Raw genomic sequence first — 23,350 nt, forward strand, 5'->3', positions numbered from 1 at the left:
GCGGTGACGGCCGGGACCGTCAGTACGTGTCGACCTTCTGCCCCTCGGGCACCTCGTAGCAGGCGGACACGACGTTCACGAGGAGCAGCGCGCGATTTTTGTCCCCGCCACTGTTCTTCTCCCAGAATTCCACGTTGACGCCGAACTTGCGCTTGTCGTCGTCGGCGGTCAGCTCCAGGCTCTTTGCCCGGCTGTTGTTCCGCCCGTAGTGCTTGATCTTCCAGCCCTTCTTGGGCAGTTCGTCCCGCAGCCGCTCCATCGCCTTGCCGAGCTCTGCTTCCGAGGGCCCGGTGATGCTCCACGGGTGCAGCATTTTGTACGTGGTGTCCGAATCCGCAGGACAGCGGTTGACGCGCGGGCCGGGCTTCGACACCTCGCCCTTCAGAGCGATGATTTCGAGGAGCTCGCTGGAGATCTTCTTGGTGGCGGAGGTCGATGCGTCAACGGACCTTACGCCAACGGGTTCGCCCCCGCTGCTGTCCTTGCTGCCTGAGTCGTCTGAGTCATTCATTCCGCAACCTGAGAGTGCTGTGAGTGCTGCTGCGAGCAGGAGAGCTGGGATCCTAATCTTCAAGAGTCGCCTTCCCGTACTGGCCTGCAACGACGGCCGCCTGGTTCTTCAGACTCTCGGTCCCCTCGTCCCAGTACGCGCTGTGGCCTTCCGTATCCGTGCTCATCTGGTTCGCTCCGAACAAGTCGTCGCTCGGGATGATGGCGACACCGCCACCGAGTCTCCACTGTTCACCGCCGTGGCCCCAGCGGCCGATGTCCGGCACCTTGTCGCCGTCGGCCTCCTCGTTCCAGACGTGCCCTTTCGGCACGTCCAGCTCCGAGGCCTCGCCGACCTGCACGCCGGGGCTTCCGGCGAACACTATGTCGTCCGCGTTGAGGTCGCCCTGCCGGGCCGCCGAACCGATGAGCGTCGTGCCGTACGAGTGGCCGACGGCTGTGTGGTGGCCGCCGCCCTCCGTGGTGTTCGTCGCGTTCAGGCCGTCCATGAACGAGTTGAAGGCCGGGGCGCCGTCGTCGGCGTAATGGCTGAACGGAGCGTCCTTGACGATGCTCTGCGGGGCGTCGTAACCGAGCCAGGTGACCGTGGAGACCTGCTGTCCCGGAACCATGGCGCTGGATTCCTGCCACAGCGTCGTCATGCGGTCGATATCGCCGCCCACCTTGCCGAGATTCGACGTCGTACCGGGGACATAGACAGCGGTGTGATCGGCCGTGTCGGGATTTCCGTTGGCGACGATCGCGCGCCCGTTTCCTTCCGCGTTGAATCCCAGGAGGTACGCCTCCGGGAGCCCTTCGACGCCGGTCTTGTCGAAGCGGTCCTCGATGGCCTTCATCCCGTTCAGGGATTTGTCGAGCTGGTCCCGGCGGTCGCCGTACTTCTCGTTCCACTGCTTCCAGGCCGCCGACTCGACCGCCGCCGGATAAGAGCCGGTCGGGTTCGCGATGTAGCGCTTCGGTTCGGGCGGAATGGCCGCCCTGTCCAGCTCGTACTTGCCGCGCGCCTCCGCCAGCACCGTGCGGTTCGCCTCGTCGCGGACTTCCGACGGAACGCCGTCCAGCGCGCCGACGCTCGACGGGTTGAGCGTCACGTACGCGTCGCGCTCCTCCGCGGACAGGCCCTTCCACCACTCCGCGTTCTCCTTCGGAGTGCCGTCCTTCGGCGGGGGCTTGATGTCGGCGAGGTAGTCCGCCGCGCTCTTCTTCACGCCGCCCATGTCCCGGCCCGCGTCGGCCCAGTCCGAGTGGGAGACGGTCAGGTCGTCGTCCGCTTTCAGTTCGCGGAGCTTCGGCGCCCACTTCTCGTCCGCCTCCGTGGCCTCCTGGACGGCGGTGGCGATGCGGTTGGCGTACTCGAGGGCGGCGCCGTAGTTCGGGTTGGGGTGTGCGTTCCTGGCCTGCCGTTCCAGCGCGTCCGACAGGTCGTTCGCGGTGCCGGAGGGGTCGATCGGGAGCGTGGTGCCGCCGCCCTTGCCGTTCGGCGAGCCCGTGACGGTGCTGCCCTCGGGGACCTTGCCGTCCACCTTGTCGCCTGCGGGCGGGTAGCTCACCGAGCCGTCGGGGTTCACGGTGAACTTCTGTGCGCGCGCGTCCGCGACAGCCCCGTCGAGCTTCGCCTTCGCCGCGCGCAGGTCGGCGGCGAGGGCGTTCAGCGCCGTGCTCACCAGGCCGCATTCCACTTGCGCGTAGTGGAAGTTCTTGGACAGCTCCTTGAGCTGGCCGAGGGCGGCGTCCCGGGCCTGCCCCGTGAGCTCTGCCCGCATCCGGACGCTGATCTGGTTGTTGATGCCGTCCTTGGCCTGGCTCGCCATGTCGCTGGCGCTGCGGTAACCGCCCGCCGCGTCCTCGAACTCCGAGGGCTTCAGGGCGTCGAGAGTCTTGTAGTCCACTGCGCGGGCTCACCCACCCTGCTTCTGGTCGCCCCCGCCGCCGACCGCGGGCGTGTCCTCGTACCGGCCCTTGAGCTGGTCGAACGCGCCCTTGGTGGCGGTCTCGTTGGCGTAGTGGTCGGTCCCGGCCTTGTTCAGCCGGTCCTGGAGGGTGTCGCACCGGGCGCTCACGTCGCCGAGGTAGCGCTTCCAGGAGGCGTACACGTCGCGCTGCGCGGCCGCGCTCTGGATGCTGCCGGTCCCGGGGCCGGCGCCGAGCCCGGCCTGGTCCTTCTCGAGGCCGGTGAGCGCGGTCTTGATGTTGCCGCGCATGGCGTCGACGTCGCCGGCCGCCCGGGTCCAGGCGTTCTTCGACGTCTTCAGATCGCCGTCGCCGCCCTCGCCGCCGCCGGGGCCACTGCCGTTTCCACCGTTGCCGTTGGCGCCACCGCCGCCCGGCCCGCCTTCGGCGTTGGCGAGCGACATACGGACGTCACCGCCCCCGGCGCCCGGCTGCTCGACCAGCCCCCAGATCGCGGAACCCCGCTCCTCCCCCATGCCCGGTCCTCTCGTGGTCACCGTCGGGACGCTCCACGCGGTCGGGTCGCCCCGGACCGCCGCCGTTCCGGTTGAGCATTATCCACGCCGGGCCCACGCCCCGTTCAGTCCTCGTCGGACTCGTCCCACCACTCCTCCCAGAACGGCGGGACGAACGCGCCGTCGCGGCACGCCACTACACCCCCGTCGCGGAGGCTGAGCAGCTCCGGCTGGTCGTCCTCGTACCACCGCTGGTAGCCGAAGAAGGACTCGTCCTCGTGCAGCCGGGCGGCCAGCCAGTCGATCAGCTCGGCCAGTTCCCCGTGCCCGTCGGGGTGGACCTCCCAACGGCAGGTCAGCGCCCAGCGTTCGCCATAGTGGCCGTCCCCGCGTACGAGGGTCGAGAAGCCGGTGCCGGGCATCTTCGAGGCGGCGTACGGGCTCCCGTTGTTCCAGGCCGGCTCCGGGAACTCCTTGATCACCCAGTCGCCGTCCTCGTTCAGCTCCCGCTCCTGCTCTTCGTCCAGCAGGTCGAGCACGTCATTGACGACGATCGTCTTCTCGGTGACGTGTCCGGGCCGCTCTGCCAGACCCAGGTGCCAGCGCAGCCCGGCGAGTTCGGTCCCGGACAGGTCGCCGCGCAGATTCATCGCCAGCATGACCTCGTGTATGTCAGCCATGACCGCACGTTATCGGCGGGCACCGACACCGGCCGCACGTGCGGCAGGCCCCACTCCGCTGTCTACCCCGCCGCCTCCCGGGCCGCGGAGAGGGCCAGGTGCCACGGGTAGTCCTCCGGGCGGGACTCGCCCGGCTCGTTCGGTACGAAGCCGCCGGGGCCGAACAGCACGTGCACGCCCGCGCCGCGCAGGGTGGCGATGCTGGCGCCGAACTGGGGGTGCGTCGCGTACGCCGAGTTCACGCACGGCATCACCACCAGCGGCCACCGCTTCCCGATCGCCTCCGCCACCACGGCCGTCACGAAGTTCGGGGTCAGCCCGAGTGCGGCGGCGTTGACCGAGTTCAGGGTGGCCGGGGCGACGACCAGGACGTGGGCCGGGGGCCAGACGTCGGTGTCGTCGGGGCGGCGGGGAGCGCTGCGGACGGGGCGCCCGGTGAGTTCCTCCAGTTCGGGCAGCCGTCCGTCGAACCAGTCACGGGCGGTGGGGGTCAGTCCGACGCACACCTCCCAGCCCTGTGCCTGGGCGTCGCGTACGACGCGGCCAATGTCGAGTACGGGCGGGGCAGCGGTGCCGAAAAGGTACAGAACGCGGGATTCCATGGCGGGCAGTCCACCACAGGCGCCGGTCGGCGCGCGTCCCGTCGGCCGCGCCCGGGGGGCGGCGCCGGGGGCTCGGCCGCCTTGCCGAAGGGCACGTCGGTGCCGGTGAGGCGGGCACGGACGCCGTCCTTCGACACCGACACGTCCCGCAGCCGTACGTCGCCGGGCACGTCCGGCAGCTTCATCGCGAGGGACAGCTTCTCGGCCAGCTCCGGCTGGTCAATCCGCTTCAGTCCCTCCAGCAGCGCCGGTTCGATGCCGATCTGCTGGAGCAGCCAGGGGTGTTCGACGAGGACGTCGAGCATGTTGACCTTCATCATCCGGTCGGTGAAGTCCGTGCCGCCGGTCACGCGGTCCAGCTCGGACTCGCTCTCCCGGACCCGCTCGGCGCGGCCGGGACACAGGCCGAAGCGCTCGGCGACCTCGGCGACGCCGAACAGCGCCTTGGCCACACGTGCGTTGTCCCTGATCCGTTCGGCCACGGGGCGCGCGAGGCGGAGGCCGCCGCGGTCGCCCGGCGTGTACGAGAAGAGGTCCGGCACGACGAGCCGCATCCGGTCCACGGTCGTGCCCACGCCGTGCTCCCCCGCCCGCGCGAGCTGAGCCCGCGCCCGTACCTTCACCTTCTCACCCGCCACCGACAGCTGGCCTGCCGCCAGCACGGTGTGCGGTCCGCCCGCCGTGAACTTCACCTGCGGCGTGCCCAACTCCCGGTCCAGGTCGTCGAAGTCGAGCAGCACGTCCCCGTTCATCCGGCCCAGCACGGCGCCGTCGACGGAGCCGGGCGCATCGCCCAGCAGACGTACGCCGTTGACCTGGCCCTTCACCTGCGCCACGGACACGCGCCCGGCAGGCATGTCGGGGATCGTGACATCGACGCGGTCCACGCGGTTGTCGGCGAGCTGCGTGAGGAACGGGAAACCCCGGATGTGCACTTCGGGTTCCGCATGCAGCTTCAGCGCGCGCTGCTCCTTCTCGGCGGCGGCGTTCTCGGCGTACAGCGCGGCCCAGCGGTCGCCGACGGCGAGGAACGAGCAGCACACCGCACGCGATGCCCAGCTTCACCGCTCTGCGGACGCGGGAGCGGCGGCGGCTGCGGACGGCCCGCAGATACGGCATGGATTCCTCGTACGGGTGCGGGGGCCGCGGCTCGTACGGCTCGTACGGCTCGTACCGCGCGCCTACCGCGCCCCGACGTCGCGCGTCACACCCCCGTCGACGGCCCGCAGCTTGTCCGGGTTGGCCACGTTGTGGACGGCCGTGATGCGCCCGTCGGCGTCGCGTCACGCGAGCGCGTCGTCCGCCGCCGCGCGTCAGCCCGGGGCGTCCTGCTGTACGCCGTCCCGCGGCGCCTCCTCGAACAGCTGGTCCAGGTGCGCGCGCAGTACGTCCCGCGCCGCGTCCGCCGTACGTTGCCCCACCAGCACGCTGGTGCCCAGCCCGTGGCTGAGGCTCAGCAGCCGTGCGGCCTCGGTCGCGGCGTCCCGCCGCGGACCCAGGGCACCGTCGCGCCGGGCCCGCCGCAGCACGTCGGTCAACTGCCGTTCCAGCCGGTCGGGGCCCTCGACGAAGGGCTGCGCGGCCAGTTCGGGATCGGTCATGGCCAGCACCGCGTACGAGATCCACACCAGGTGGAACGCCCGGCTCTCCGCGTCCGTCGGCAGCGCCTCCGCCAGGAACGCCTCGATGAACTCCTGCGCCGACGGCGCACTCGGCAGCGCGTCCAGCCGGGCCTCCCAGCGCTGGTGGCTCTGCTGCTCCAGCCGCTCGAGGGCGGCGTGCAGGAGCCGGGCCTTGGTGGCGAAGTAGTACTGCACGAGGTTCAGCGACATGCCCGCCTCGGCGGCGACGCCGCGCATGGTCACCGCGTGCAGCCCTTCGCGGGCGGCCACGCGCACCAGGGCGTCGGTGATGTGCGCGCGGCGCTGGGTGTGGTCGACGCGCTTCGGCACCTTTGCTCCTCCCGGGCGGCGGCGCGCCGCCCGTTTTCACCGTACCGCCGTACGACGACCCCGTCCGCCCACCCAAGCCCGTCCGGCGATTGAGGACGACCCCCGGCCACGACGGACCCGCCGGTGGCCACACCGCCACACGACCACCCACTCCCGAGCGGCCGCTCCCGTCCGTCCTCAACCGCCGGACGGGCTTGGGTGGGTGGCTGGACGGGCTTGGGCAAGTGGCAGGGCCAGGTGGGTGGTTGGACGGGGTGCTCAGGAGGGCTCGGCTGACCAGCCGCGCAGTGCCGTGTCCGCGAGCACCTCGGCCAGCGCGCCGTGCACGCGGGCGGGGGGTCGTTTCGGCTGTTTCCTGGGCGGGTCAGAACAACCGATCCCAGGGAGTACAGATGGCCGACCTGGCCTTTGTCGCGGTCACCGTCGCGGTGTTCGCGCTCGTGGCGCTCGTCGCCAGAGGGGTGGGCCGGCTGTGAGCGCCGGGACCGCCGAGAACGTCGTCGGGCTCGTGGTGGCCGGCGCGCTGCTGGTGTACCTCGTCGTCGCGCTCCTCTTCGCCGAGAGGTTCTAGCGCGCGATGAACCAGACCACCGCCGACGTGCTCCAGATGTCCGCGCTGATCACCGCGCTCGCCCTGGTGCACCGCCCGTTCGGCGACTACATGGCCGCCGTCTACACCTCCCCCAGGCACCTGCGTGCCGAGCGCTGGATCTACCGCTGCGTCGGCGTCGATCCCGACGCCGAGCTGCGCTGGCCCGCGTATCTGCGCGGGGTGCTCGCCTTCTCCGCCGTGAGCCTGCTGTTCCTGTACGGGCTGCAGCGCGTGCAGGACCGGCTGCCGCTGTCGCTGGGCTTCGCGGCGATCTCGCCGGACCAGGCGTTCAACACGGCCGCCTCGTTCGTGTCCAACACCAACTGGCAGTCGTACGCCGGTGAGTCGGCCATGGGCCATCTCGTCCAGACCGGCGGGCTGGCCGTGCAGAACTTCCTGTCCGCCGCCGTCGGCATGGCCGTCGCCGTCGCGCTCGTACGGGGCTTCGCCCGCTCCCGTACCGGCGAACTGGGCAACTTCTGGGCGGACCTGGTGCGCGGCACCGTACGGATCCTGCTGCCTGTCGCCGCTGTGGCCGCCGTCGTACTGGTCGCGACGGGCGCCGTCCAGAACTTCGCGTCGCCGCAGGAGATCCAGACCGTCTCCGGCGGGAGTACGCACGTCAGCGGCGGCGCCGTGGCGTCGCAGGAGGCGATCAAGGACCTGGGCACGAACGGCGGCGGGTTCTTCAACGCCAACTCCTCGCACCCCTTCGAGAACCCCGGCGGCGTCTCGAACCTGCTGGAGATCTTCCTGCTGCTGGTCATCCCGTTCTCGCTGCCGCGCACCTTCGGCAGGCTGGTGGGGAGCGCGCGCCAGGGGTACGCGATCGTGGCCGCGATGGGCGTGATCTGGTTCGCGGGCGTCGTCGCGGTCACGGTCACGGAGTACGCGCACCCGGGCACCGCCGCGCAGTTGGCGGGCGGTGCGATGGAGGGCAAGGAGCAGCGCTTCGGGGAGGGCGGGTCGTCGCTGTTCGCGGTGTCCACGACGATGACGTCGACCGGCTCCGTCAACTCCTTCCACGACTCGTTCAGCGGCCTCTCCGGCGGCGTACTGCTGCTGGGCATGATGCTCGGCGAGATCGCGCCGGGCGGTGTCGGCTCCGGGCTGTACGGGATGCTGGTGCTGGCCGTGATCGCGGTGTTCGTCGCGGGACTGATGGTGGGCCGTACGCCCGAGTACCTGGGCAAGAAGATCGGCACCCGCGAGATCAAGCTCGCCGCGTGCTACCTGCTCATCACCCCGGCCCTGGCCCTCGGGGGTACGGCGCTCGCGATGGCGCTGCCCGACGGCGAGCGGGCGATGACCAACACGGGGGCGCACGGCTTCTCCGAGGTGCTCTACGCGTACACCTCCGGCTCCAACAACAACGGCAGCGCCTTCGCCGGCTTCGGCGCGGACACCCCGTTCTTCAACACCACGATCGGCCTGTGCATGCTGCTCGGCCGCTTCCTGCCGATGGTGTTCGTCCTGGCGCTGGCCGGGTCGCTGGCCCGGCAGTCGCCCGTACCGGAGACGGCCGGCACCCTGCGCACCGGGAAGCCCCTGTTCACGGGGCTGCTGGTGGGGGCCGCGCTGATCATCTCCGGTCTCACGTTCTTCCCGGCGCTCGCGCTGGGGCCGCTCGCGGAAGGTCTCGCCTGATGTCCACCACCACCCCCGTACGGCCGGAGCCGGAGCGTACGCGTCCGGGCGGCGCCCGTACGGCCGAGGGCGACGGCCGGGTCGCCGGCGGCCTGTTCGACCCGCGGCTGCTGCTGCGGTCGGTGCCGGACGCCTTCCGGAAGCTCGATCCGCGGCTGCTGGTGCGGTCGCCCGTGATGTTCGTGGTCGAGGCCGGTTCGGTGGTCACGACGGTGCTGGCCGTACGCGACCCCGGCGACTGGTTCGGCTGGGCCATCGCGGGCTGGCTCTGGCTGACGGTCCTGTTCGCGAACCTGGCGGAGGCCGTCGCGGAGGGCCGGGGCCGTGCGCAGGCCGACACGCTGCGGCAGGCCCGTACGGAGGCGGTCGCACGGCGGCTCACTGACGGCGCCGGCGAGGAGCGCGTGCCCGGCACGGAACTGCGGGTCGGGGACCGGGTCGTGTGCGAGGCGGGCGACGTCATACCGGGCGACGGGGATGTGGTGGAGGGCGTCGCCGCCGTCGACGAGTCGGCCATCACGGGCGAATCGGCCCCGGTGATACGGGAGTCGGGCGGCGACCGTTCGGCGGTGACCGGCGGCACGAAGGTGCTCTCGGACCGGATCACCGTACGGGTGACGGCGCGGCCCGGCGAGACGTTCCTCGACCGGATGATCGCGCTCGTGGAGGGCGCTGCCCGGCAGAAGACGCCGAACGAGATCGCCCTGAACATCCTGCTGGCCTCTCTCACCGTCATCTTCCTGCTGGCCGTGGTGACGCTGCAGCCCTTCGCGGTGTACGCGGGCGCCGGGCAGTCCCTCGTCGTGCTGTGCGCGCTGTTGGTGTGCCTCATACCGACGACGATCGGGGCGCTGCTGGCCGCCATCGGCATCGCGGGCATGGACCGGCTCGTGCAGCGCAACGTCCTGGCCACGTCCGGGCGGGCCGTCGAGGCGGCGGGCGACGTGTCGACGCTGCTGCTCGACAAGACCGGCACGATCACCCTCGGGGACCGGCAGGCCACCGAGTTCGTCCCGGCCGACGGCGTCACGGCGGCCGAACTGGCGGACGCCGCGCAGCTGTCGTCGCTCGCCGACGAGACGCCCGAGGGGCGTTCGGTGGTGGTGCTGGCGAAGGAGCGGTACGGGCTGCGGGAGCGGCACGAGGGCGAACTGGCGCACGCGGAGTGGGTGCCGTTTACCGCCGGTACGCGCATGTCCGGGGTCGACGTGGACGGCGTACGGGTGCGCAAGGGCGCGGCCGCCGCGGTCACCGCGTGGGCGGAGGAGCGGGGCGCGCGTACGGGCGAGGAGGTGCGCGCCGCGTGCGACCGGATCTCGGCGGCGGGTGGCACGCCGCTGGTGGTCGCGCGCGCGGAGGGGGAGGCGGGCGCGCGGGTGCTGGGCGCCGTCCACCTCAAGGACGTCGTGAAGGACGGCATGCGTGAACGCTTCGCCGAGCTGCGCCGCATGGGCATCCGCACCGTGATGATCACCGGCGACAACCCGCTGACGGCGCGGGCCATCGCGGCCGAGGCGGGCGTCGACGACTTCCTCGCCGAGGCCACGCCCGAGGACAAGCTGGCGCTCATACGGCGCGAGCAGGCGGGCGGCAAGCTCGTGGCGATGACCGGCGACGGCACGAACGACGCGCCCGCCCTCGCGCAGGCGGACGTCGGGGTCGCCATGAACACCGGCACCTCCGCCGCCAAGGAGGCCGGGAACATGGTCGACCTCGACTTGGACCCGACGAAGCTCATCGACATCGTCGAGATCGGCAAGCAACTCCTCATCACCCGGGGCGCGTTGACGACGTTCTCGATCGCGAACGACGTCGCGAAGTACTTCGCGATCATCCCGGCGATGTTCGCTGCGGCCCATCCCGGCCTGGACAGGCTGAACGTCATGGGCCTCGCGAGCCCCGAGTCGGCGATCCTCTCCGCGGTCGTCTTCAACGCGCTGGTCATTGTGGCGCTCGTGCCGCTCGCCCTGCGCGGCGTGCGCTACCGCGCCCTCTCCGCCGACCGGCTGCTGCGGCGCAACCTGGCCGTCTTCGGACTCGGCGGCCTCGTCGCCCCGTTCCTCGGCATCAAGCTCATCGACCTGCTCGTCTCGCTCATCCCGGGGATCGGGTGACCACCATGCACACGTCCGTACGCACCTCAGGCCGGCTGCTGTGGGCGGCGCTCCGCGCGCTGCTCGTCCTCACCGCCGTCACCGGCGTCCTCTACCCGCTGGCCGTCACCGGCATCGCGCAGACCGCGTTCCACGACAGGGCCAACGGCTCGATCGTCACGGACGGCGGCCGGGAGGCCGGGTCGTCGCTCATCGGGCAGAGCTGGAACGGCAGGGACGGCGAGCCCGACCCGCGCTGGTTCCAGGGCCGCCCGTCGAACAGCGCGTACGACGCCCTGAGCACCGGTTCCAGCCAACTCGGTGCGAGCGACCGGCGGCTGGTGGCGGCCGTACGCGAAGCGCGGGCGAAGGTCGCCGCGTTCAACGGGGTACGGGCCTCCGACGTGCCGGCGGACGCCGTCACCGGCTCGTCCTCGGCGATCGACCCGCACATCTCGCCGGAGTACGCGCGCCTCCAGGCCGACCGGGTGGCGCGGGCCAACGGGCTGGCCGCGGCGGACGTACGGAAGCTTGTCGCGGAGCACACCGAGGGCCGCGCGGCCGGATTCCTGGGGCAGCCGCACGTCAACGTGCTGGAGCTGAACCTGGCGGTGCGCGGAATCGCCGGGCGCTGACCGCCGCCCGCCAAACGTCACTTGAAGAGGTGACCTGGCGACTCCCTACCAGGCACGACGGGCATACCGGTGGCGAAGAGTGAAGGAAGGAAGACTCAACGCGTTCGGGGGACCCTCTCTCCTCCGCGTTCGCAGGAGGCGAAGAGTGCCTGAACACCGTGCGGAGAACGACTCTTTGCGCAGGCTGATCTCGGCCGCCGACTGGACGTACGAGGCGCTGGCCAGGGCCGTCAACGCCCTGGGCGCGGAGAACGGCGTCGAACTGCGTTACGACCGCACGTCGGTGGCGCACTGGCTCGCGGGTTCGCTGCCGCGCGCCCCGGCGCGCGCCATCCTGTCCGAGGCGTTCTCGCGGCGGCTGGGCCGCCCCGTGTCCCTTGCGGACCTCGGGATGGGCCCCGCGGCGCCCGGCGGCGGCGAGGGCGCGGCGCAGGTGCCGCCGGGCGAGGCTGCGCCGGGCGACGCCGAGCAGGTGGTGACGCGGCTGGCCGCCCTGTGCGGCATGGACGCGGACCCGCCGCGCCGGGAGCTGCTGCGGGCGTCGCTGTTCAGCGTCGCCGGGCTGGACGTGTCGGCGTGGCAGGAACGTATCGACCAGCAGCGGGCGGCGGCCCGCCAGGGCCACCGGCAGGACCACCGGCAGGGCCCCCGCGAGGACGCTCCGGCTGCGGACGCCGCACCGGAGGGCGCGGGGGACGGCGTACGGGACGGCGTACGGGACGGCGCGGCGGACGGCGAGCGCGCCCGCGAGGCCGAACGGATGCGCGCCGCCACGGAGTTCTTCCACCGGGCGGGCGACCTGGGCGGGCGCTACGGCCGCAGCGCCCTCGTCACACACCTCAGGGACGACGTCGTGCCGCGGCTGCACAACGGCGCACGCGGCAGCGTCCGGCAGGAGCTGCTGGGGGAGGCCGCGCACCTGGTGCACGTGCTCGCGCTCAAGTACGCCGACGACCTCCAGCACGGCGTCGCGCAGCACTACTTCCGCACCGCCCTCCAGCTCGCCGCCGAGGGCGGCGACCCCACCGCGTACGCCATCGTGCTGCGCGGGATGAGCGCGCACGCGCTCGAGGTGGGGCACGGGGGCGCGGCGCTGCGCATAGCTGTGGACGCGGCGCGCACGGCGCCGGACGGGGCGCCCGGACACGTACGGGCGCTGCTGCACGTCCAGTTGGCGCTGGCGCAGGCCGCGGCCGGCGACCCGCGGGAGGCCGCGGACTCGCTCAGCACCGCCGAGCGGCACCACGAGAGCGTGCCGGAGGAGCCGGAGGAGCCGGAGAAGTCGGAGGAGTCGGAAAAGGGAGCCGCGGAGCGGCGGGGGCTGTGCGGCGCGTACGTCGTCTCGTCGTTCCACTTCCACCGCGGGCGTACGCTCGCCGCGCTGGGCGACCGTACGGGCGCACTCGCCGCGCTGCGCCGCGCCTGGGGGACCTGCCCGGCGACCTCGTACTGCGCGCGGGCGCTGACGCAGGCGGAGATCGCGCGGCTGTCGCTGCGGCAGGGCGCGCTGGAGGCGGCGTGCACCGCGTGGCACCGCTTCCTCGACGACTACCTCCACCTCGACTCCGGGCGCGCCGACCGCGCCCTGGCGCAGCTGCGCGGCGAACTGCGGACGCACCGGGCGCACCGCTCCGTGCGCCGGCTCCTGCACCGGGCGGACGCGGCGGCGCGCCGGGAGCGGCGCGCGTGAACGGGCGCCGCGCACAACACGTTCAACACCCGCGCCACGCGCCGCGCGCATGAAGGCGCGCCCCGCTGCCGACGTACTCAAGTGACAGACCGGCATTCGGAACCGCCGCGCAGGCGGGGCCACACACTCAGGAGAGTGCGCGCATGGGCAGGAACCGCCGTACCGGAGTCACCAGGTATCTGAGCAGGATCGTCGACGCCACCGAGGACCTGGTCGACGACGTGCTCGACCGGGCCAACGACGTCGAGTACGACGTACGCCAGACCCTCAGTGACGCCCTGGACGTGGACGACCCGGACGGAGACGACGACGAGGACGGCCGTGACCGCCGCCCCGGCGCCAAGGCCGACGGCGCGGGCGGCGGCACCGCTCGGGGGAGCGGACGGGGGAGTGGCCGGCGCGGCGACGCGGCGCCGGCCACGCGCAAGCGCGCCGCCGCGGCCGAGCCGCGGCCGCGTGAACTGGAGGAGCTGCGGGCCGAACTGGAGGAACTGGCCGACAAGGTCGCCCGGCTGACCGCCTCCCGGTAGGGGCGGCGCATGGCCAACGGCAGAGCCCGCCTGGTGGCCCGTACGTTCGGCGGCCTGCTGCGGACCGAGGCGGCGGACGTCGCCCGCCTGCACGGCCGCCGCGCGGGCGACGGACGGGACCGGGCCGAGGAACGGCGCGCCCGGCACGTACGGGAGGCGCTGGAGCGGCTCGGCCCGTTCTACATCAAGATCGGGCAGATCCTCGCCACCCGCCCGGACTTCGTGCCGCAGGTGATGATCGACGAGCTGGAGAAGTTGCACGACCAGGCGTCCACCCTCCCGTTCGGCGCGCTCGAACCGGTGCTGGCGGAGGACCTGGGCCGGGACTGGCGGCACCGGTTCCGCGAGATCGACACCGAACGGCCGCTGGGCACCGCCTCGCTGGCGCAGGTCTACCGCGCGGAGCTGTACGACGGGCGGCAGGTCGCGGTCAAGATCCAGCGCCCCGGCATCCGGGCCGACGTGGCGGAGGACATGCGGCTGCTGCGGAGGGCGGCGCGGTTCGGCGCCCGGCGCGCGCCCCGCTTCAACCAGGTGGTGGATGTGGAGGCGATGCTCGGGGTCATCTTCGACGCGATGCGCCCCGAGCTCGACTTCGTACTGGAGGCGCGCAACATGAGACAGGCACGGAAAGCGGCCCGGGAGTTCGAGCACCTGACCGTGCCGCGGGTGATCCTCGCGACCCCGCGGGTGCTCGTACAGAGCCTGGCGCCGGGGCGCTCGATCCGCGAGGCGGACCGGGACGCGTTCACCGTACGGGAGCGCGAGGCGATCGGGCGCGACCTGCTGGCGTTCATGTACCGCGGCTATTTCCTGGACCGGACTTTCCACGCCGATCCGCATCCGGGAAACGTGTTCGTGGCCCCCGGCAGAAAGGCCACGCTCATCGACTGGGGGATGGTCGGCAGAATCGACAGGCCCATGAGCAACAGCATTCTGCTGCTGCTCCTCAATCTGGCGATGAACGACGGCGCGGGCGCGGCGCGCGCCTGGATCGACATGGGCAGCACCACGGAGTGGTCGGAAGTCCCGGCATTCGCCGGCGACATGGCCTCACTCGTGCCGCAGGTGGCCACCGCCTCGCTGGAGGAACTCAATTTCGGCGTCACCCTGACCGCGGTGCTGCAGTATTCGACCCGGCGCGGCATCAGGACCAGTCCGATGGTCTCGGTGCTGGGAAAGTCGTTCGCCAATATCGAGGGCTCCATCCGGCATCTGTGCCCCGAACTCTCCCTCGTCGAGGTGTTCTCCGGGGAGCTGTCCGCGATCGTCACCGACCTCGTACGGGAGGCCTGCTCCAAGGAGCAGGCCGTACGCACCGCGCTGGAGGTCATCGCGGGCGGCGCCGTCCTGTCGCAGCAGCTCCGCGGCACCGCGCGGGACCTGGCGCACCGCGAACTCGCCTTCCGCGTCGCGGTGAACGGACAGGGCGCGCCCTCCGGCCGTACGCGGCGGCTGCGCGGTGCGGAGGCCGTACTGGCGCTCGGCGCGCTCGCGCTCTGGCAGCGGGAGAGACGCCGGAAATAGCCGCGGCGGTGCGCAACCCGTTCAACGGCACCGTTGGCGGTACTTCACGGCCAACTGCCCGCGCCCGTTGAATGGATGGGAAATGTTCCCGAGGGGAAGCGCGTCCGACATGGCTGTCACATCCGTTACCACCGTCACCCCCGAATTCCCGCCCAGCCGCCGGCTCCGTGACCGCAGCAGTGCCGAGACCGCGCGGCTGGCCGAGGAGATCCGGACATTCCTCATCGAGCGGGTGACGCGGACGGGCGGCCATCTCGGCCCGAATCTCGGAATGGTCGAACTCACTCTCGCGCTGCACCGGGTATTCGACTCGCCGCGCGACTCCCTCCTTTTCGACACGGGGCACCAGACCTACGTACACAAGATCCTCACCGGCCGCCAGAACGGATTCCGCGGATTACGGACGCGCGGCGGGCTGTCCGGATACGCCAGTCGCGCCGAGTCCGCGCACGACCACATCGAGAACTCGCACGCCTCCGCCGCCCTCGCGTACGCCGACGGGCTGGCCAAGGCCCGCGCCCTGCACGGCGAGACCGACCGCCGCGTCGTCGCTGTCGTCGGCGACGGGGCGCCGCCCGGCGGGGACACGCGCGGCGCGGACACGCGCGGCGGCCACACGCACGGGAACGTCTTCGAGGCGCTCGGCTTCTTCTACCTCGGCCCTGTCGACGGCCACGACCTGCCGGCGCTCGAGGCCGCCCTGCGGCGCGCGCGGGACGCCGGGCGCCCCGTCGTGGTGCACGCCGTCACGGTGAAGGGGAAGGGGTACGAGCCCGCGGAGACCGAACCGGACGACCGCATGCACACGGTGGGGCCCGCCGCCGCGCCTTCCCGTACGCCCGCGCCTTCCCGTACGCCCGCGCCTTCCCGTACTCCCGCTCCTGCCCGTACGCCCGCGCCTTCCCGTACGCCCGACCGCGCCTCCGCGCACACGCCGGACCGCCCCGGCTGGACCGAGGTGTTCAGCGCCGAACTGCGCACGCTCGCCCGCGAACGCCCCGACCTGGTGGCCATCACCGCCGCCATGCCGGGCCCCACCGGCCTCGCCCGGCTCGCCGCCGACGACCCCGGCCGCTGCTTCGACGTGGGCATCGCCGAGCAGCACGCGGTCGCCTCCGCCGCCGGACTGGCCATGGGCGGCTGCCATCCGGTGGTCGCGGTGTACGCCACGTTCCTCAACCGCGCCTTCGACCAGGTGCTGATGGACGTGGCCCTGCACGGGCTGCCGGTCACCTTCGTACTGGACCGGGCCGGCATCACCGGGCCCGACGGGCCCAGCCACCACGGCATGTGGGACCTGTCCGTGCTGGCGACGGTGCCCTGCCTGCGCGTCGCCGTACCGCGCGACGCGCAGACGCTGCGCGCGCAGCTCCGCGAGGCGGTGGAGCACAGCGACGGCCCCACCGCCGTACGTTTCCCCAAGGGCACCGTGGCGGCCGATACGCCCGCCGCCGAACGGTTCGGCACGCTCGACGTGCTGACCAGCGCGCCCGTACGGGACGTGCTGATCGTCTCCGCGGGCCCGTTCGCGCGTTCCGCGGTGGCGGCGGCCGGCCGGCTCACCGGGCAGGGCGTCCCCACCACCGTGGTGGATCCGCGCTGGGCACTGCCGGTGCCGCCGGACCTCGTACGGCTCGCCGCGAAGTACCGGCTCGTGGTGACGGTGGAGGACAACACCCGTACGGGCGGCGCCGGTACGGCTGTCGCCCAGGCCTGCCGCGACGCCGGGGTGGACACCCCGGTCGCGGTGTGCGGGCTGCCGCACGCGTTCGTACCGCACGGCACACGCGCCGAACTCCTGCGCTCCGCCGGGCTGGACACCGACGGGCTCGTGCAGTCCGTACTGCGCGCCCGCGCCGGCTACTCGCTCGGCGGCACCCCCTCGTCCCTCACCGCGGCCCGGCAGACCGCGCCGGCCCACACGCCTTCGACCCCGGGGAGCGCCCGATGACGACCATCAACCTCGGCACGCCCGCAGGCCCTCCCACCGCCCGCCGCCGCGTGAGCCGGAAGATCCAGGTGGGGCCGGTGGCCGTGGGTGGTGACGCGCCGGTGTCCGTGCAGTCGATGACGACGACGCAGACCGCGGATGTGGGTGCGACGTTGCAGCAGATCGCGGAGTTGACGGCGTCGGACGTGTTCAAGACGCTCGGCATCCCCGAGACGCCGCTCCCGCCCGCCGTACGTGGTTTCGCCCCCGCGCGAAACAGTAACGCCCGCCGCGCCCGCCGCTGAGACTCCTCGCCATGCGTACCTACCGCGAACTCTTCCGCACCCCGGAGTTCACCCCGCTCTTCCTCGCCTCCGCCGGGCACGTCGCGGGCCAGACCGTGAGCGGCCTGGCCCTGGGCACGCTCGTGTACGAGTCGACCGACTCGCCGCTGCTGTCCGCCCTCGCCGTCTTCGGCCCGTCCCTCGCGCAGGTGCTCGGTGCGACGACGCTGCTCTCGGCCGCCGACCGGCTGCCGCCACGCGCCGCGCTGACCGGGGCCGCGCTGTTCTTCGCGCTGTGCACCGCCGTACAGGCCGTACCGGGGCTGCCCGTGTGGGCCGCGTTCGCGCTCCTGCTCGTCTTCGGCTTCGTCTCCGCGCTCGCCGGAGGAGTGCGCTACGGGCTGCTCAACGAGATCCTCACGAAGGACGGTTACCTGCTGGGCCGCTCCGTACTGAACATGTCCGCGGGCACCATGCAGATCTGCGGCTACGCGCTCGGCGGCGTCCTCGTCGCCACACTCTCGGCCCGCGGCGCGCTCCTGGCGGGCGCCGCCCTGTACGCGCTGGGGGCCGCGGCTGCCCGGACCGGCCTCAGCCACCGGTCACCGCGCGCCACGGGGCGCCCGTCGGTCCGCGAGACGTGGCGGAACAATGCGCTGCTGTGGTCCTCCGTACCCCGCCGCCACGTCTACCTCGCCCTCTGGGTGCCCAACGGCCTGATCGTCGGCTGCGAATCCCTCTACGTCTCGTACGCGCCGGAGCACGCCGGCCTGCTCTTCGCCGCCACGGCGCTGGGGATGCTCGCGGGGGACACGCTGACGGGCCGCTTCGTACCGAGGCGCTGGCGGCTGCGGCTGGGCGCACCGCTGCGGCTGCTGCTCGCCGTACCCTTCCTGATCTTCACGCTGCACCCGCCGCTGCCCCTGGCGCTGGCGGCCGTCACGGTCGCGGCGGTCGGCTTCGCGGCGAGCCTGCTGCTCCAGGAGCGGCTGATGGAGCTGACCCCGGACGAACTGAGCGGCCACGCGCTCGGCTTGCACTCGTCGGGCATGCTCACGATGCAGGGCGCGGGCGCGGCCCTCGCGGGCACGGCTGCCCAGCTCACGTCCCCGGCCACGGCGATGACCCTGATGGCGGCGGCCTCGGTCGTGGTGACCCTGACGCTGGCCCGGGGGCTGCGGGCGGTGGAACGGGCGGCGGCGGAGGCGGCGGGCGCAGCGGGAGAGGGCGCCGACTCCCGCGGACGGCGGCCCGCTTCGGCGGCGGAGGCGAACGCGGACGCGTAGGCGACCGTACGGGCCTGCGGGGGCGTACGGGGCCCGTGCGCCGCGGTGGCCGCCGTGGCCGTGGCGCACGGAAATCCCGGAGCGTGCGCGCGACGGCCCCGTATAGCATCGGCAGCCGCTCCGCACCGTCCCACCAGGCGAGGAACCCGGCCCATGCCGCATCATCAGACCGTCTCCGTCGCGGAGTTCGCCGTCTCCGGCCCCGAGGCCGGGCCGTACGGGATCACCGCCGGGCCGGACGGCGCCCTCTGGTTCACGATGGTTCACCACGGGCGGATCGGACGGATTACGACCGGCGGCGACAGCACCTCGTACGTGCTGGCGTCGGACTCCGGCGGGCCGACGGTCATCACGGCGGGGCCCGACGGCGCGTTGTGGTTCACCGAGTTCCGCGGGCATCGGATCGGCCGCATCAGTACGGGCGGTGAGATCGCCTCGTACGCGCTGCCGACGGCGGAGGCCGGGCCGTTCGGGATCGCGGCCGGGCCCGACGGGGCGCTGTGGTTCACCGAGGCCAGCGCCGGGCGGATCGGACGGATCACGACTGAGGGGCAGGTCACCGAGTTCCCGCTGCCGCTCCCGGGCGCCTTCCCGTCGGCCATCGCCGCCGGTCCGGACGACCGGATGTGGTTCACGATGAACCAGGCGAACGCCATCGGCGCGATCGGGCACGCGGGCGACGTGACCGTGTACCCGCTGCCGACGCCCGACGGCGCGCCTGTCGGCATCGCACGCGGCGCCGACGGCGCCATGTGGTTCGTCGAGATCGGCGCCGGTCAGGTCGGGCGGATCACGCCGGACGGCGGGATCGACGAGTTCCCCCTGCCCGACCGCGCGGCGCGCCCGCACGCCATCGCCGCCGACGGCTCCGATGCGGGAGGGGCCTGCTGGTTCACCGAGTGGGGCGCCAACCGCATCGGACGGATCACGGCCGACGGCCGTATCGACGAACACGGCCTGCCCAGCCCCGACTCGGAGCCCCACGGCATCGCCTTGGGCCCGGACGGTGCCATGTGGACCGCGCTGGAGATCGGAACGATCGCGCGCCTGGCCGCTCCCTGAGTTCCCGAGAGCCGGGCCGCCGTGCCGAACGTACCCAGCCCGGTGTTTCACCGTCCTACGCGGATCGGCAGGCAGGCCGGTTCGTGACGACGGACTGTGTCATGGTCCGGGCGCTGCCGAGGTAGGCGGAGGGGTCGCTCAGTTCCCGGATTCGGTGTTCGCCGAGGCTCGCGGTGATGTCCGGGGTCTTGAGCAGCTGGGCGGTCAGATCGGTGCCCGTTTCGATGGCACGGGTGCACGCGGCGTAGACGAGGTGGTGGGCTCGCTGGCGGCCGGTTCGGGGCGCGAGGGCCATCATGACGGCTTCGGCGAGGACCAGTCCGCCTGTCAGGCCGAGGTTGTCGCGCATGCGGGTGGTGTCGATCCGGAGGTTCGCCAGCGTGTGGGTCGCCTGGCCGAGGGAGGAGGACAGGAGGAGGAAGGTCTCCGGGATGACGGCCCATTCGACGTGCCACGGTCCGGTGGCGCGCTCGAAGTCCTGTACCGAGGCATCCAGCATGGCCGAGGCCTTGTCCCTGAGGAGTTTCGCGCACGCGATCACGAGTTCGCTGGAGATCGGGTTGCGTTTCTGCGGCATGGTGGAGCTTGCGCCGCGGCCCTCGGCGTAGGGCTCGGCGAGTTCCCCGAATTCGGTGGAGCACATCAGGGCGAGGTCGGTGCCGATCTTGCCGAGGGAGGCTCCGACGGCGGCGAGGAGCTGGACGATCGCGGTGAGGCCGTCCCGTGCCACGTGCCAGGTGATCTCCGGGTCCCGCAGGCCGAGTTCCGCGGCGAGTCCGGCGCGTACCTTCAGGGCCTCGGGGCCGGGCCCCAGGGAGGCCAGGGTGCCGGCGGCTCCGCCGAACTGGACCATCAGGTCCCGTCGCCGTACTTCGTGGAGCCGTTCGGCGTGGCGGTCCAGCGCGGAGAGCCAGACCGCGACGCGGTATCCGAAGGTGATGGGCAGAGCGTGCTGGAGGTGGGTGCGGCCGGCGGTGACCGTGTCGGTGTGCTCGGCCGCCAAGTGCCGCAGGCGTTCGCGCAGCCGGTCGAGGCCGTACGTGATCAGGTCCAGGCCGTGGGCGCACTGCAGGACCGTCGTGGTGTCCATGATGTCCTGGGTGGTGGCGCCCCAGTGCAGGTAGCCGCCCGCGTCGCCGCACTGCTCGGCGAGCTGGGTGACGACGGGGAGAACGGGATATCCGACGTTGTCGGTGTCACGGCGCAGCCGTTCCCGGTCGAGTCGTGCGGGGTCGCACCGGGCGGCGATCGCCGCGGCGGCGTCCTGCGGGATGATGCCGACGCCTGCCTGGGCCCGTGCCAGTGCTGTTTCGACGCGGACGATCGTCTCCAGGTAGGTGTCGTCGCTGAAGACGGCCCGCATGTGGGGCGTTCCGTACATGTTGCGGAACAGCGCCGAGTCGAAGACCGTGCTGCTCATCGGCCGCTCTCCGGCGTCCCGGGGCGCGCTGCGGCGCTGTCACGGGCGGGGGCCGCCATGTCGATGGCGAGGTACTTCTGCTCCAGGTATTCGTCGATGCCGGTGTTGCCGCCTTCGCGGCCGACACCGGACTGCTTCATACCGCCGAAGGGAGCGCTGGGGTCGGAGACGTACCCGCGGTTGAGGCCGACCATGCCGGTCTCCAGCCGCTCGCTCACGCGCAGCGCCCGGTTCAGGTCCCGGGTGTAGACGTAGCCGACGAGGCCGAACTCGGTGTCGTTGGCGGCGTGCAGGGCTTCGTCTTCGGTGGTGAACGTCTGGATCGCGGCGACCGGGCCGAAGATCTCCTCGCGGGTGATCCGCGCGCCCGCGGGGATGCCGGTGAGGACGGTCGGGGGATAGAAGTACCCGGGGCCGTCGGGCAGTCGGCCGCCCGCGCGGATCGTGGCGCCGGCTGCGACCGCTTCGTCGACGAGGCCGGCCACCCGGCGCCGCTGGCGTTCGTCGATCAGCGGACCGAGGGCGGCCGTGGGGTCGGTGCCCGCGCCGAGGGCGACGCTGCTCATACGGGTGACCAGCTTGTCGGTGAACGCGTCGACGACACCGGCGTGGACGTGGAAACGGTTGGCGGCGATGCACGCCTCGCCGATGTTGCGGAGCTTGGCGGTCATCGCACCGTCGACCGCGGCGTCGAGGTCGGCGTCCTCGAACACGATGAACGGGGCGTTGCCGCCGAGTTCCATGGAGGTCCGCAGGACGCCGCCGGCGGCCTGCGAGAGCAGCAGCCGTCCGACGGGGGTGGAACCGGTGAAGGACAGCTTGCGCAGCCTGCCGTCCCGTAGGAGCGGCTCGGTGACGGCCGCGGCCTGAGTGGTCGGAATGACGTTGAGTACGCCGTCGGGCAGCCCGGCCTCGGACAGCAGCGCGGCGAGGGCGGCGGTGGTCAGCGGGGTCTGCGGCGCGGGTTTGACGATCATGGTGCAGCCGGCGGCCACGGCCGGCCCGATCTTGCGCGCGGGCATGGCCAGCGGGGCGTTCCACGGTGTGATCAGCAGGCAGGGGCCGACCGGCTGGTGGGTGACCAGGACGCGGGCGGTGCCGTCCTCACTGACCTTCCAGGTGCCGTCGATACGGACGGCCTCCTCGCCGAACCAGCGCAGGTAGTTCGCGCCGTAGAGAACCTCAGCCCGGGACTCGGTCAGCGACTTGCCCATCTCCAGCGTGATGAGTGCCGCGAACTCCGCTGTGCGTTCGATCAGCAGGTCGTGCGCCCGGCGCAGGATCCTCGCGCGCCGCACCGGCGGGACAGCGGCCCACCCGGCTTGCGCCGCGCCGGCGGTGTCAAGGGCGGCCCGAGCGTCCGCCGCCGTGGCGTCGGCCACCTCGCACAGCGCCCGGCCGGAGGCCGGGTCCTCCACCGGGAAGGTCGCGCCCCCCTCGGCCGGCCGCCACTGGCCGCCCGTCAGCACCCCCTTCTCCACCCGAGCGATGACGTCCAGCCTGGGCATGGTCGTGTCCATGAGAACTCTTCCTTCTTCCTGCGGCGATCACGATCGTGGTGGGGGAGGAGCGAGGGGCGGGATGCCGCCGTCCCCGGAGCGCCTTGCGCGAGATCCGGGGACGGCAGCGCACCGGGGTGTGACGGCGCGCGGCACGCGGCTCGCGGCGTACGGCACATGGCATGCGGCTCGCGGCTCGCGGCGTACGGCGCACGGCATGCGGCTCGCGGCGTACGGCACGCGGCCCGCGTGACCGGCGGGGCCGCTCAGTCGAGGGCGGTGACCATGTCCTCGGCCATGCGGGCGCTGGAGGCCGGGTTCTGCCCGGTGAACAGGTTGCGGTCACGCACGTTGAACTGCTGGTAGGCCGGCCCGCCCCTGTGTACGGCGCCCATCTCCCGGAGCCGGGCGGCGAGCAGCCACGGTGCGCCCTCCGCCGTACCGAACAGCTCCTCCTCCTCATCGGTGAACGCGGCCATCTCACGGTCGGCGAACAGCCACTTGCCTTCCGCGTCCACGGCGCTGAGCAGGGCGGCCGGGCCGTGGCAGACGGCTCCGATGAGCTTCCCGGCCGCGTCCGCGGCGGTCAGCAGCCGGCCGAGATCGGCGTCCTGGTGGAGGTCCACGACCGGACCGTGGCCACCCGGGAGCACGACCGCGGCGTAGCCGTCGATGTCGACCTCGCTCAGCTTCAGCAGGGGGCCGAACTCCCGTAGCGCCTTCTCCGCGTGTGCTACGTGGCGGGCGCAGTCCGCACCGGCGACCTCCGGGTCGGCGCTGTGCTGGTCGAGCGGCTGCAGTACGCCGCCGGGGGAGGCGAAGTCGACCGTGTGGCCGGCCTCGACGAACTTCTCGTGCGGGGCGGCCAGTTCCTCGGCCCAGTAGCCGGTCGGGTAGGCCGAGCCGTCAGTGCGCTCCCAGATGCCGGCGGCGGACATGACGATCAGGATCTTGCTCATGGGGATGCGGTTCCTCTCGATGGCGGGGCCGATGGCCGGGGTCAGCC

The 23,350-nt window shown here is 72.4% G+C and carries 20 protein-coding genes and 2 pseudogenes; 11 read left to right on the forward strand and 11 right to left on the reverse strand.

Translation table 11 applies throughout. The annotated features are described in order from the left end of the window. Window positions 1-19: 19 nt before the first annotated feature. From DVA86_RS33035 to DVA86_RS33065, 8 genes and pseudogenes are all read right to left on the reverse strand, one after another. Complete coding sequence (locus DVA86_RS33035) at window positions 20-511, reverse strand: hypothetical protein (protein WP_208883813.1); 492 nt, start codon at window positions 509-511, stop codon at window positions 20-22. A 52-nt stretch (window positions 512-563) separates the two neighbouring features. Further along, window positions 564-2,399 carry an alpha/beta hydrolase gene (locus tag DVA86_RS33040; protein ID WP_208883815.1) on the reverse strand — a complete coding sequence of 612 codons (1,836 nt, stop codon included), beginning with the start codon at window positions 2,397-2,399 and terminating at the stop codon, window positions 564-566. Between the two features lie 9 nt (window positions 2,400-2,408). Then, on the reverse strand, window positions 2,409-2,957 hold the full coding sequence (locus DVA86_RS33045; RefSeq protein ID WP_208883817.1) for a hypothetical protein: 549 nt from the start codon (window positions 2,955-2,957) through the stop codon (window positions 2,409-2,411). 83 nt (window positions 2,958-3,040) lie between these two features. Beyond that, window positions 3,041-3,595, reverse strand: coding sequence for a hypothetical protein (locus DVA86_RS33050; protein ID WP_208883819.1), 555 nt, complete (start codon window positions 3,593-3,595; stop codon window positions 3,041-3,043). 62 nt (window positions 3,596-3,657) lie between these two features. Beyond that, the gene (locus DVA86_RS33055) at window positions 3,658-4,197 is read right to left on the reverse strand and encodes a flavoprotein (protein WP_208883820.1); all 540 of its coding nucleotides are present in this window, start codon (window positions 4,195-4,197) and stop codon (window positions 3,658-3,660) included. Continuing rightward, entirely contained in the window at window positions 4,086-5,240 is a 1,155-nt protein-coding gene (locus DVA86_RS33060) for an LmeA family phospholipid-binding protein (RefSeq protein ID WP_245997454.1), read from the reverse strand. The genes DVA86_RS33055 and DVA86_RS33060 overlap by 112 nt, the downstream gene beginning before the upstream one ends. A 138-nt stretch (window positions 5,241-5,378) precedes the next feature. Continuing rightward, window positions 5,379-5,477, reverse strand: a pseudogene (locus DVA86_RS36370) (RNA polymerase subunit sigma-24); the annotation flags it as partial. A 33-nt stretch (window positions 5,478-5,510) separates the two neighbouring features. Continuing rightward, on the reverse strand, window positions 5,511-6,149 hold the full coding sequence (locus tag DVA86_RS33065; protein WP_208883822.1) for a TetR/AcrR family transcriptional regulator: 639 nt from the start codon (window positions 6,147-6,149) through the stop codon (window positions 5,511-5,513). Window positions 6,150-6,621: 472 nt separating this feature from the next. Between DVA86_RS33065 and kdpF the strand changes: the two genes are divergently transcribed. The 11 genes and pseudogenes from kdpF to DVA86_RS33120 all read left to right on the forward strand — a co-directional run bounded on the left by kdpF (window position 6,622) and on the right by DVA86_RS33120 (window position 19,425). Next, window positions 6,622-6,720, forward strand: a complete 99-nt coding sequence (kdpF, locus tag DVA86_RS33070; protein ID WP_208883824.1) for a K(+)-transporting ATPase subunit F — start codon at window positions 6,622-6,624, stop codon at window positions 6,718-6,720. A 6-nt stretch (window positions 6,721-6,726) separates the two neighbouring features. Further along, window positions 6,727-8,388, forward strand: coding sequence for a potassium-transporting ATPase subunit KdpA (gene kdpA, locus DVA86_RS33075; protein WP_208883826.1), 1,662 nt, complete (start codon window positions 6,727-6,729; stop codon window positions 8,386-8,388). Next, window positions 8,388-10,502 (forward strand): potassium-transporting ATPase subunit KdpB, encoded by a 2,115-nt coding sequence (gene kdpB, locus DVA86_RS33080; RefSeq protein WP_208883828.1) that lies wholly within the window; start codon window positions 8,388-8,390, stop codon window positions 10,500-10,502. Before kdpA ends, kdpB begins: the two co-directional genes overlap by 1 nt. Before the next feature lie 5 nt (window positions 10,503-10,507). Next, window positions 10,508-11,116: a potassium-transporting ATPase subunit KdpC gene (gene kdpC, locus DVA86_RS33085; RefSeq protein ID WP_208885499.1), complete on the forward strand. Its 609-nt coding sequence runs from the start codon at window positions 10,508-10,510 to the stop codon at window positions 11,114-11,116. A 145-nt stretch (window positions 11,117-11,261) separates the two neighbouring features. Continuing rightward, entirely contained in the window at window positions 11,262-12,806 is a 1,545-nt protein-coding gene (locus tag DVA86_RS33090; RefSeq protein WP_208883830.1) for an NsdA family TPR-like regulatory protein, read from the forward strand. A gap of 143 nt (window positions 12,807-12,949) precedes the next feature. Continuing rightward, window positions 12,950-13,336, forward strand: a complete 387-nt coding sequence (locus tag DVA86_RS33095; protein WP_208883832.1) for a hypothetical protein — start codon at window positions 12,950-12,952, stop codon at window positions 13,334-13,336. 9 nt (window positions 13,337-13,345) lie between these two features. Beyond that, complete coding sequence (locus DVA86_RS33100; protein WP_208883834.1) at window positions 13,346-14,863, forward strand: ABC1 kinase family protein; 1,518 nt, start codon at window positions 13,346-13,348, stop codon at window positions 14,861-14,863. Window positions 14,864-14,972: 109 nt separating this feature from the next. Beyond that, the gene (locus tag DVA86_RS33105) at window positions 14,973-16,814 is read left to right on the forward strand and encodes a 1-deoxy-D-xylulose-5-phosphate synthase N-terminal domain-containing protein (RefSeq protein ID WP_208883836.1); all 1,842 of its coding nucleotides are present in this window, start codon (window positions 14,973-14,975) and stop codon (window positions 16,812-16,814) included. Further along, window positions 16,811-16,996: pseudogene (locus DVA86_RS33110) on the forward strand (flavodoxin-dependent (E)-4-hydroxy-3-methylbut-2-enyl-diphosphate synthase); the annotation flags it as partial. The gene DVA86_RS33105 and the pseudogene DVA86_RS33110, both read left to right, overlap by 4 nt. Before the next feature lie 113 nt (window positions 16,997-17,109). After that, window positions 17,110-18,363, forward strand: a complete 1,254-nt coding sequence (locus DVA86_RS33115; RefSeq protein WP_245997455.1) for an MFS transporter — start codon at window positions 17,110-17,112, stop codon at window positions 18,361-18,363. Window positions 18,364-18,516: 153 nt separating this feature from the next. Then, window positions 18,517-19,425 carry a Vgb family protein gene (locus DVA86_RS33120; protein ID WP_208883838.1) on the forward strand — a complete coding sequence of 303 codons (909 nt, stop codon included), beginning with the start codon at window positions 18,517-18,519 and terminating at the stop codon, window positions 19,423-19,425. A 55-nt stretch (window positions 19,426-19,480) separates the two neighbouring features. Here the strand turns inward: DVA86_RS33120 and DVA86_RS33125 are convergent, their stop codons facing one another. From DVA86_RS33125 to DVA86_RS33135, 3 genes are all read right to left on the reverse strand, one after another. Continuing rightward, window positions 19,481-20,845 (reverse strand): class-II fumarase/aspartase family protein, encoded by a 1,365-nt coding sequence (locus DVA86_RS33125; protein WP_208883840.1) that lies wholly within the window; start codon window positions 20,843-20,845, stop codon window positions 19,481-19,483. After that, window positions 20,842-22,365 (reverse strand): NAD-dependent succinate-semialdehyde dehydrogenase, encoded by a 1,524-nt coding sequence (locus DVA86_RS33130; RefSeq protein WP_208883842.1) that lies wholly within the window; start codon window positions 22,363-22,365, stop codon window positions 20,842-20,844. The genes DVA86_RS33125 and DVA86_RS33130 overlap by 4 nt, the downstream gene beginning before the upstream one ends. A gap of 245 nt (window positions 22,366-22,610) precedes the next feature. Beyond that, a complete protein-coding gene (locus tag DVA86_RS33135; protein WP_208883844.1) occupies window positions 22,611-23,303 on the reverse strand; it encodes a type 1 glutamine amidotransferase domain-containing protein in 693 nt (230 codons plus the stop codon). Window positions 23,304-23,350 lie beyond the last annotated feature (47 nt).

This window comes from Streptomyces armeniacus, from assembly GCF_003355155.1.
Lineage (GTDB): Bacteria > Actinomycetota > Actinomycetes > Streptomycetales > Streptomycetaceae > Streptomyces > Streptomyces armeniacus.

What these genes read in the sequence shown, in the direction of transcription:
- DVA86_RS33035 (WP_208883813.1), bottom strand. Translation starts at nt 511, where the DNA reads ATGAATGACTCAGACGACTCAGGCAGCAAGGACAGCAGCGGGGGCGAA.
- DVA86_RS33050 (WP_208883819.1), bottom strand. Translation starts at nt 3,595, where the DNA reads ATGGCTGACATACACGAGGTCATGCTGGCGATGAATCTGCGCGGCGAC.
- DVA86_RS33055 (WP_208883820.1), bottom strand. Translation starts at nt 4,197, where the DNA reads ATGGAATCCCGCGTTCTGTACCTTTTCGGCACCGCTGCCCCGCCCGTA.
- kdpA (WP_208883826.1), top strand. Translation starts at nt 6,727, where the DNA reads ATGAACCAGACCACCGCCGACGTGCTCCAGATGTCCGCGCTGATCACC.
- kdpB (WP_208883828.1), top strand. Translation starts at nt 8,388, where the DNA reads ATGTCCACCACCACCCCCGTACGGCCGGAGCCGGAGCGTACGCGTCCG.
- kdpC (WP_208885499.1), top strand. Translation starts at nt 10,508, where the DNA reads ATGCACACGTCCGTACGCACCTCAGGCCGGCTGCTGTGGGCGGCGCTC.
- DVA86_RS33095 (WP_208883832.1), top strand. Translation starts at nt 12,950, where the DNA reads ATGGGCAGGAACCGCCGTACCGGAGTCACCAGGTATCTGAGCAGGATC.
- DVA86_RS33100 (WP_208883834.1), top strand. Translation starts at nt 13,346, where the DNA reads ATGGCCAACGGCAGAGCCCGCCTGGTGGCCCGTACGTTCGGCGGCCTG.
- DVA86_RS33105 (WP_208883836.1), top strand. Translation starts at nt 14,973, where the DNA reads ATGGCTGTCACATCCGTTACCACCGTCACCCCCGAATTCCCGCCCAGC.
- DVA86_RS33115 (WP_245997455.1), top strand. Translation starts at nt 17,110, where the DNA reads ATGCGTACCTACCGCGAACTCTTCCGCACCCCGGAGTTCACCCCGCTC.
- DVA86_RS33120 (WP_208883838.1), top strand. Translation starts at nt 18,517, where the DNA reads ATGCCGCATCATCAGACCGTCTCCGTCGCGGAGTTCGCCGTCTCCGGC.
- DVA86_RS33125 (WP_208883840.1), bottom strand. Translation starts at nt 20,845, where the DNA reads ATGAGCAGCACGGTCTTCGACTCGGCGCTGTTCCGCAACATGTACGGA.
- DVA86_RS33130 (WP_208883842.1), bottom strand. Translation starts at nt 22,365, where the DNA reads ATGGACACGACCATGCCCAGGCTGGACGTCATCGCTCGGGTGGAGAAG.
- DVA86_RS33135 (WP_208883844.1), bottom strand. Translation starts at nt 23,303, where the DNA reads ATGAGCAAGATCCTGATCGTCATGTCCGCCGCCGGCATCTGGGAGCGC.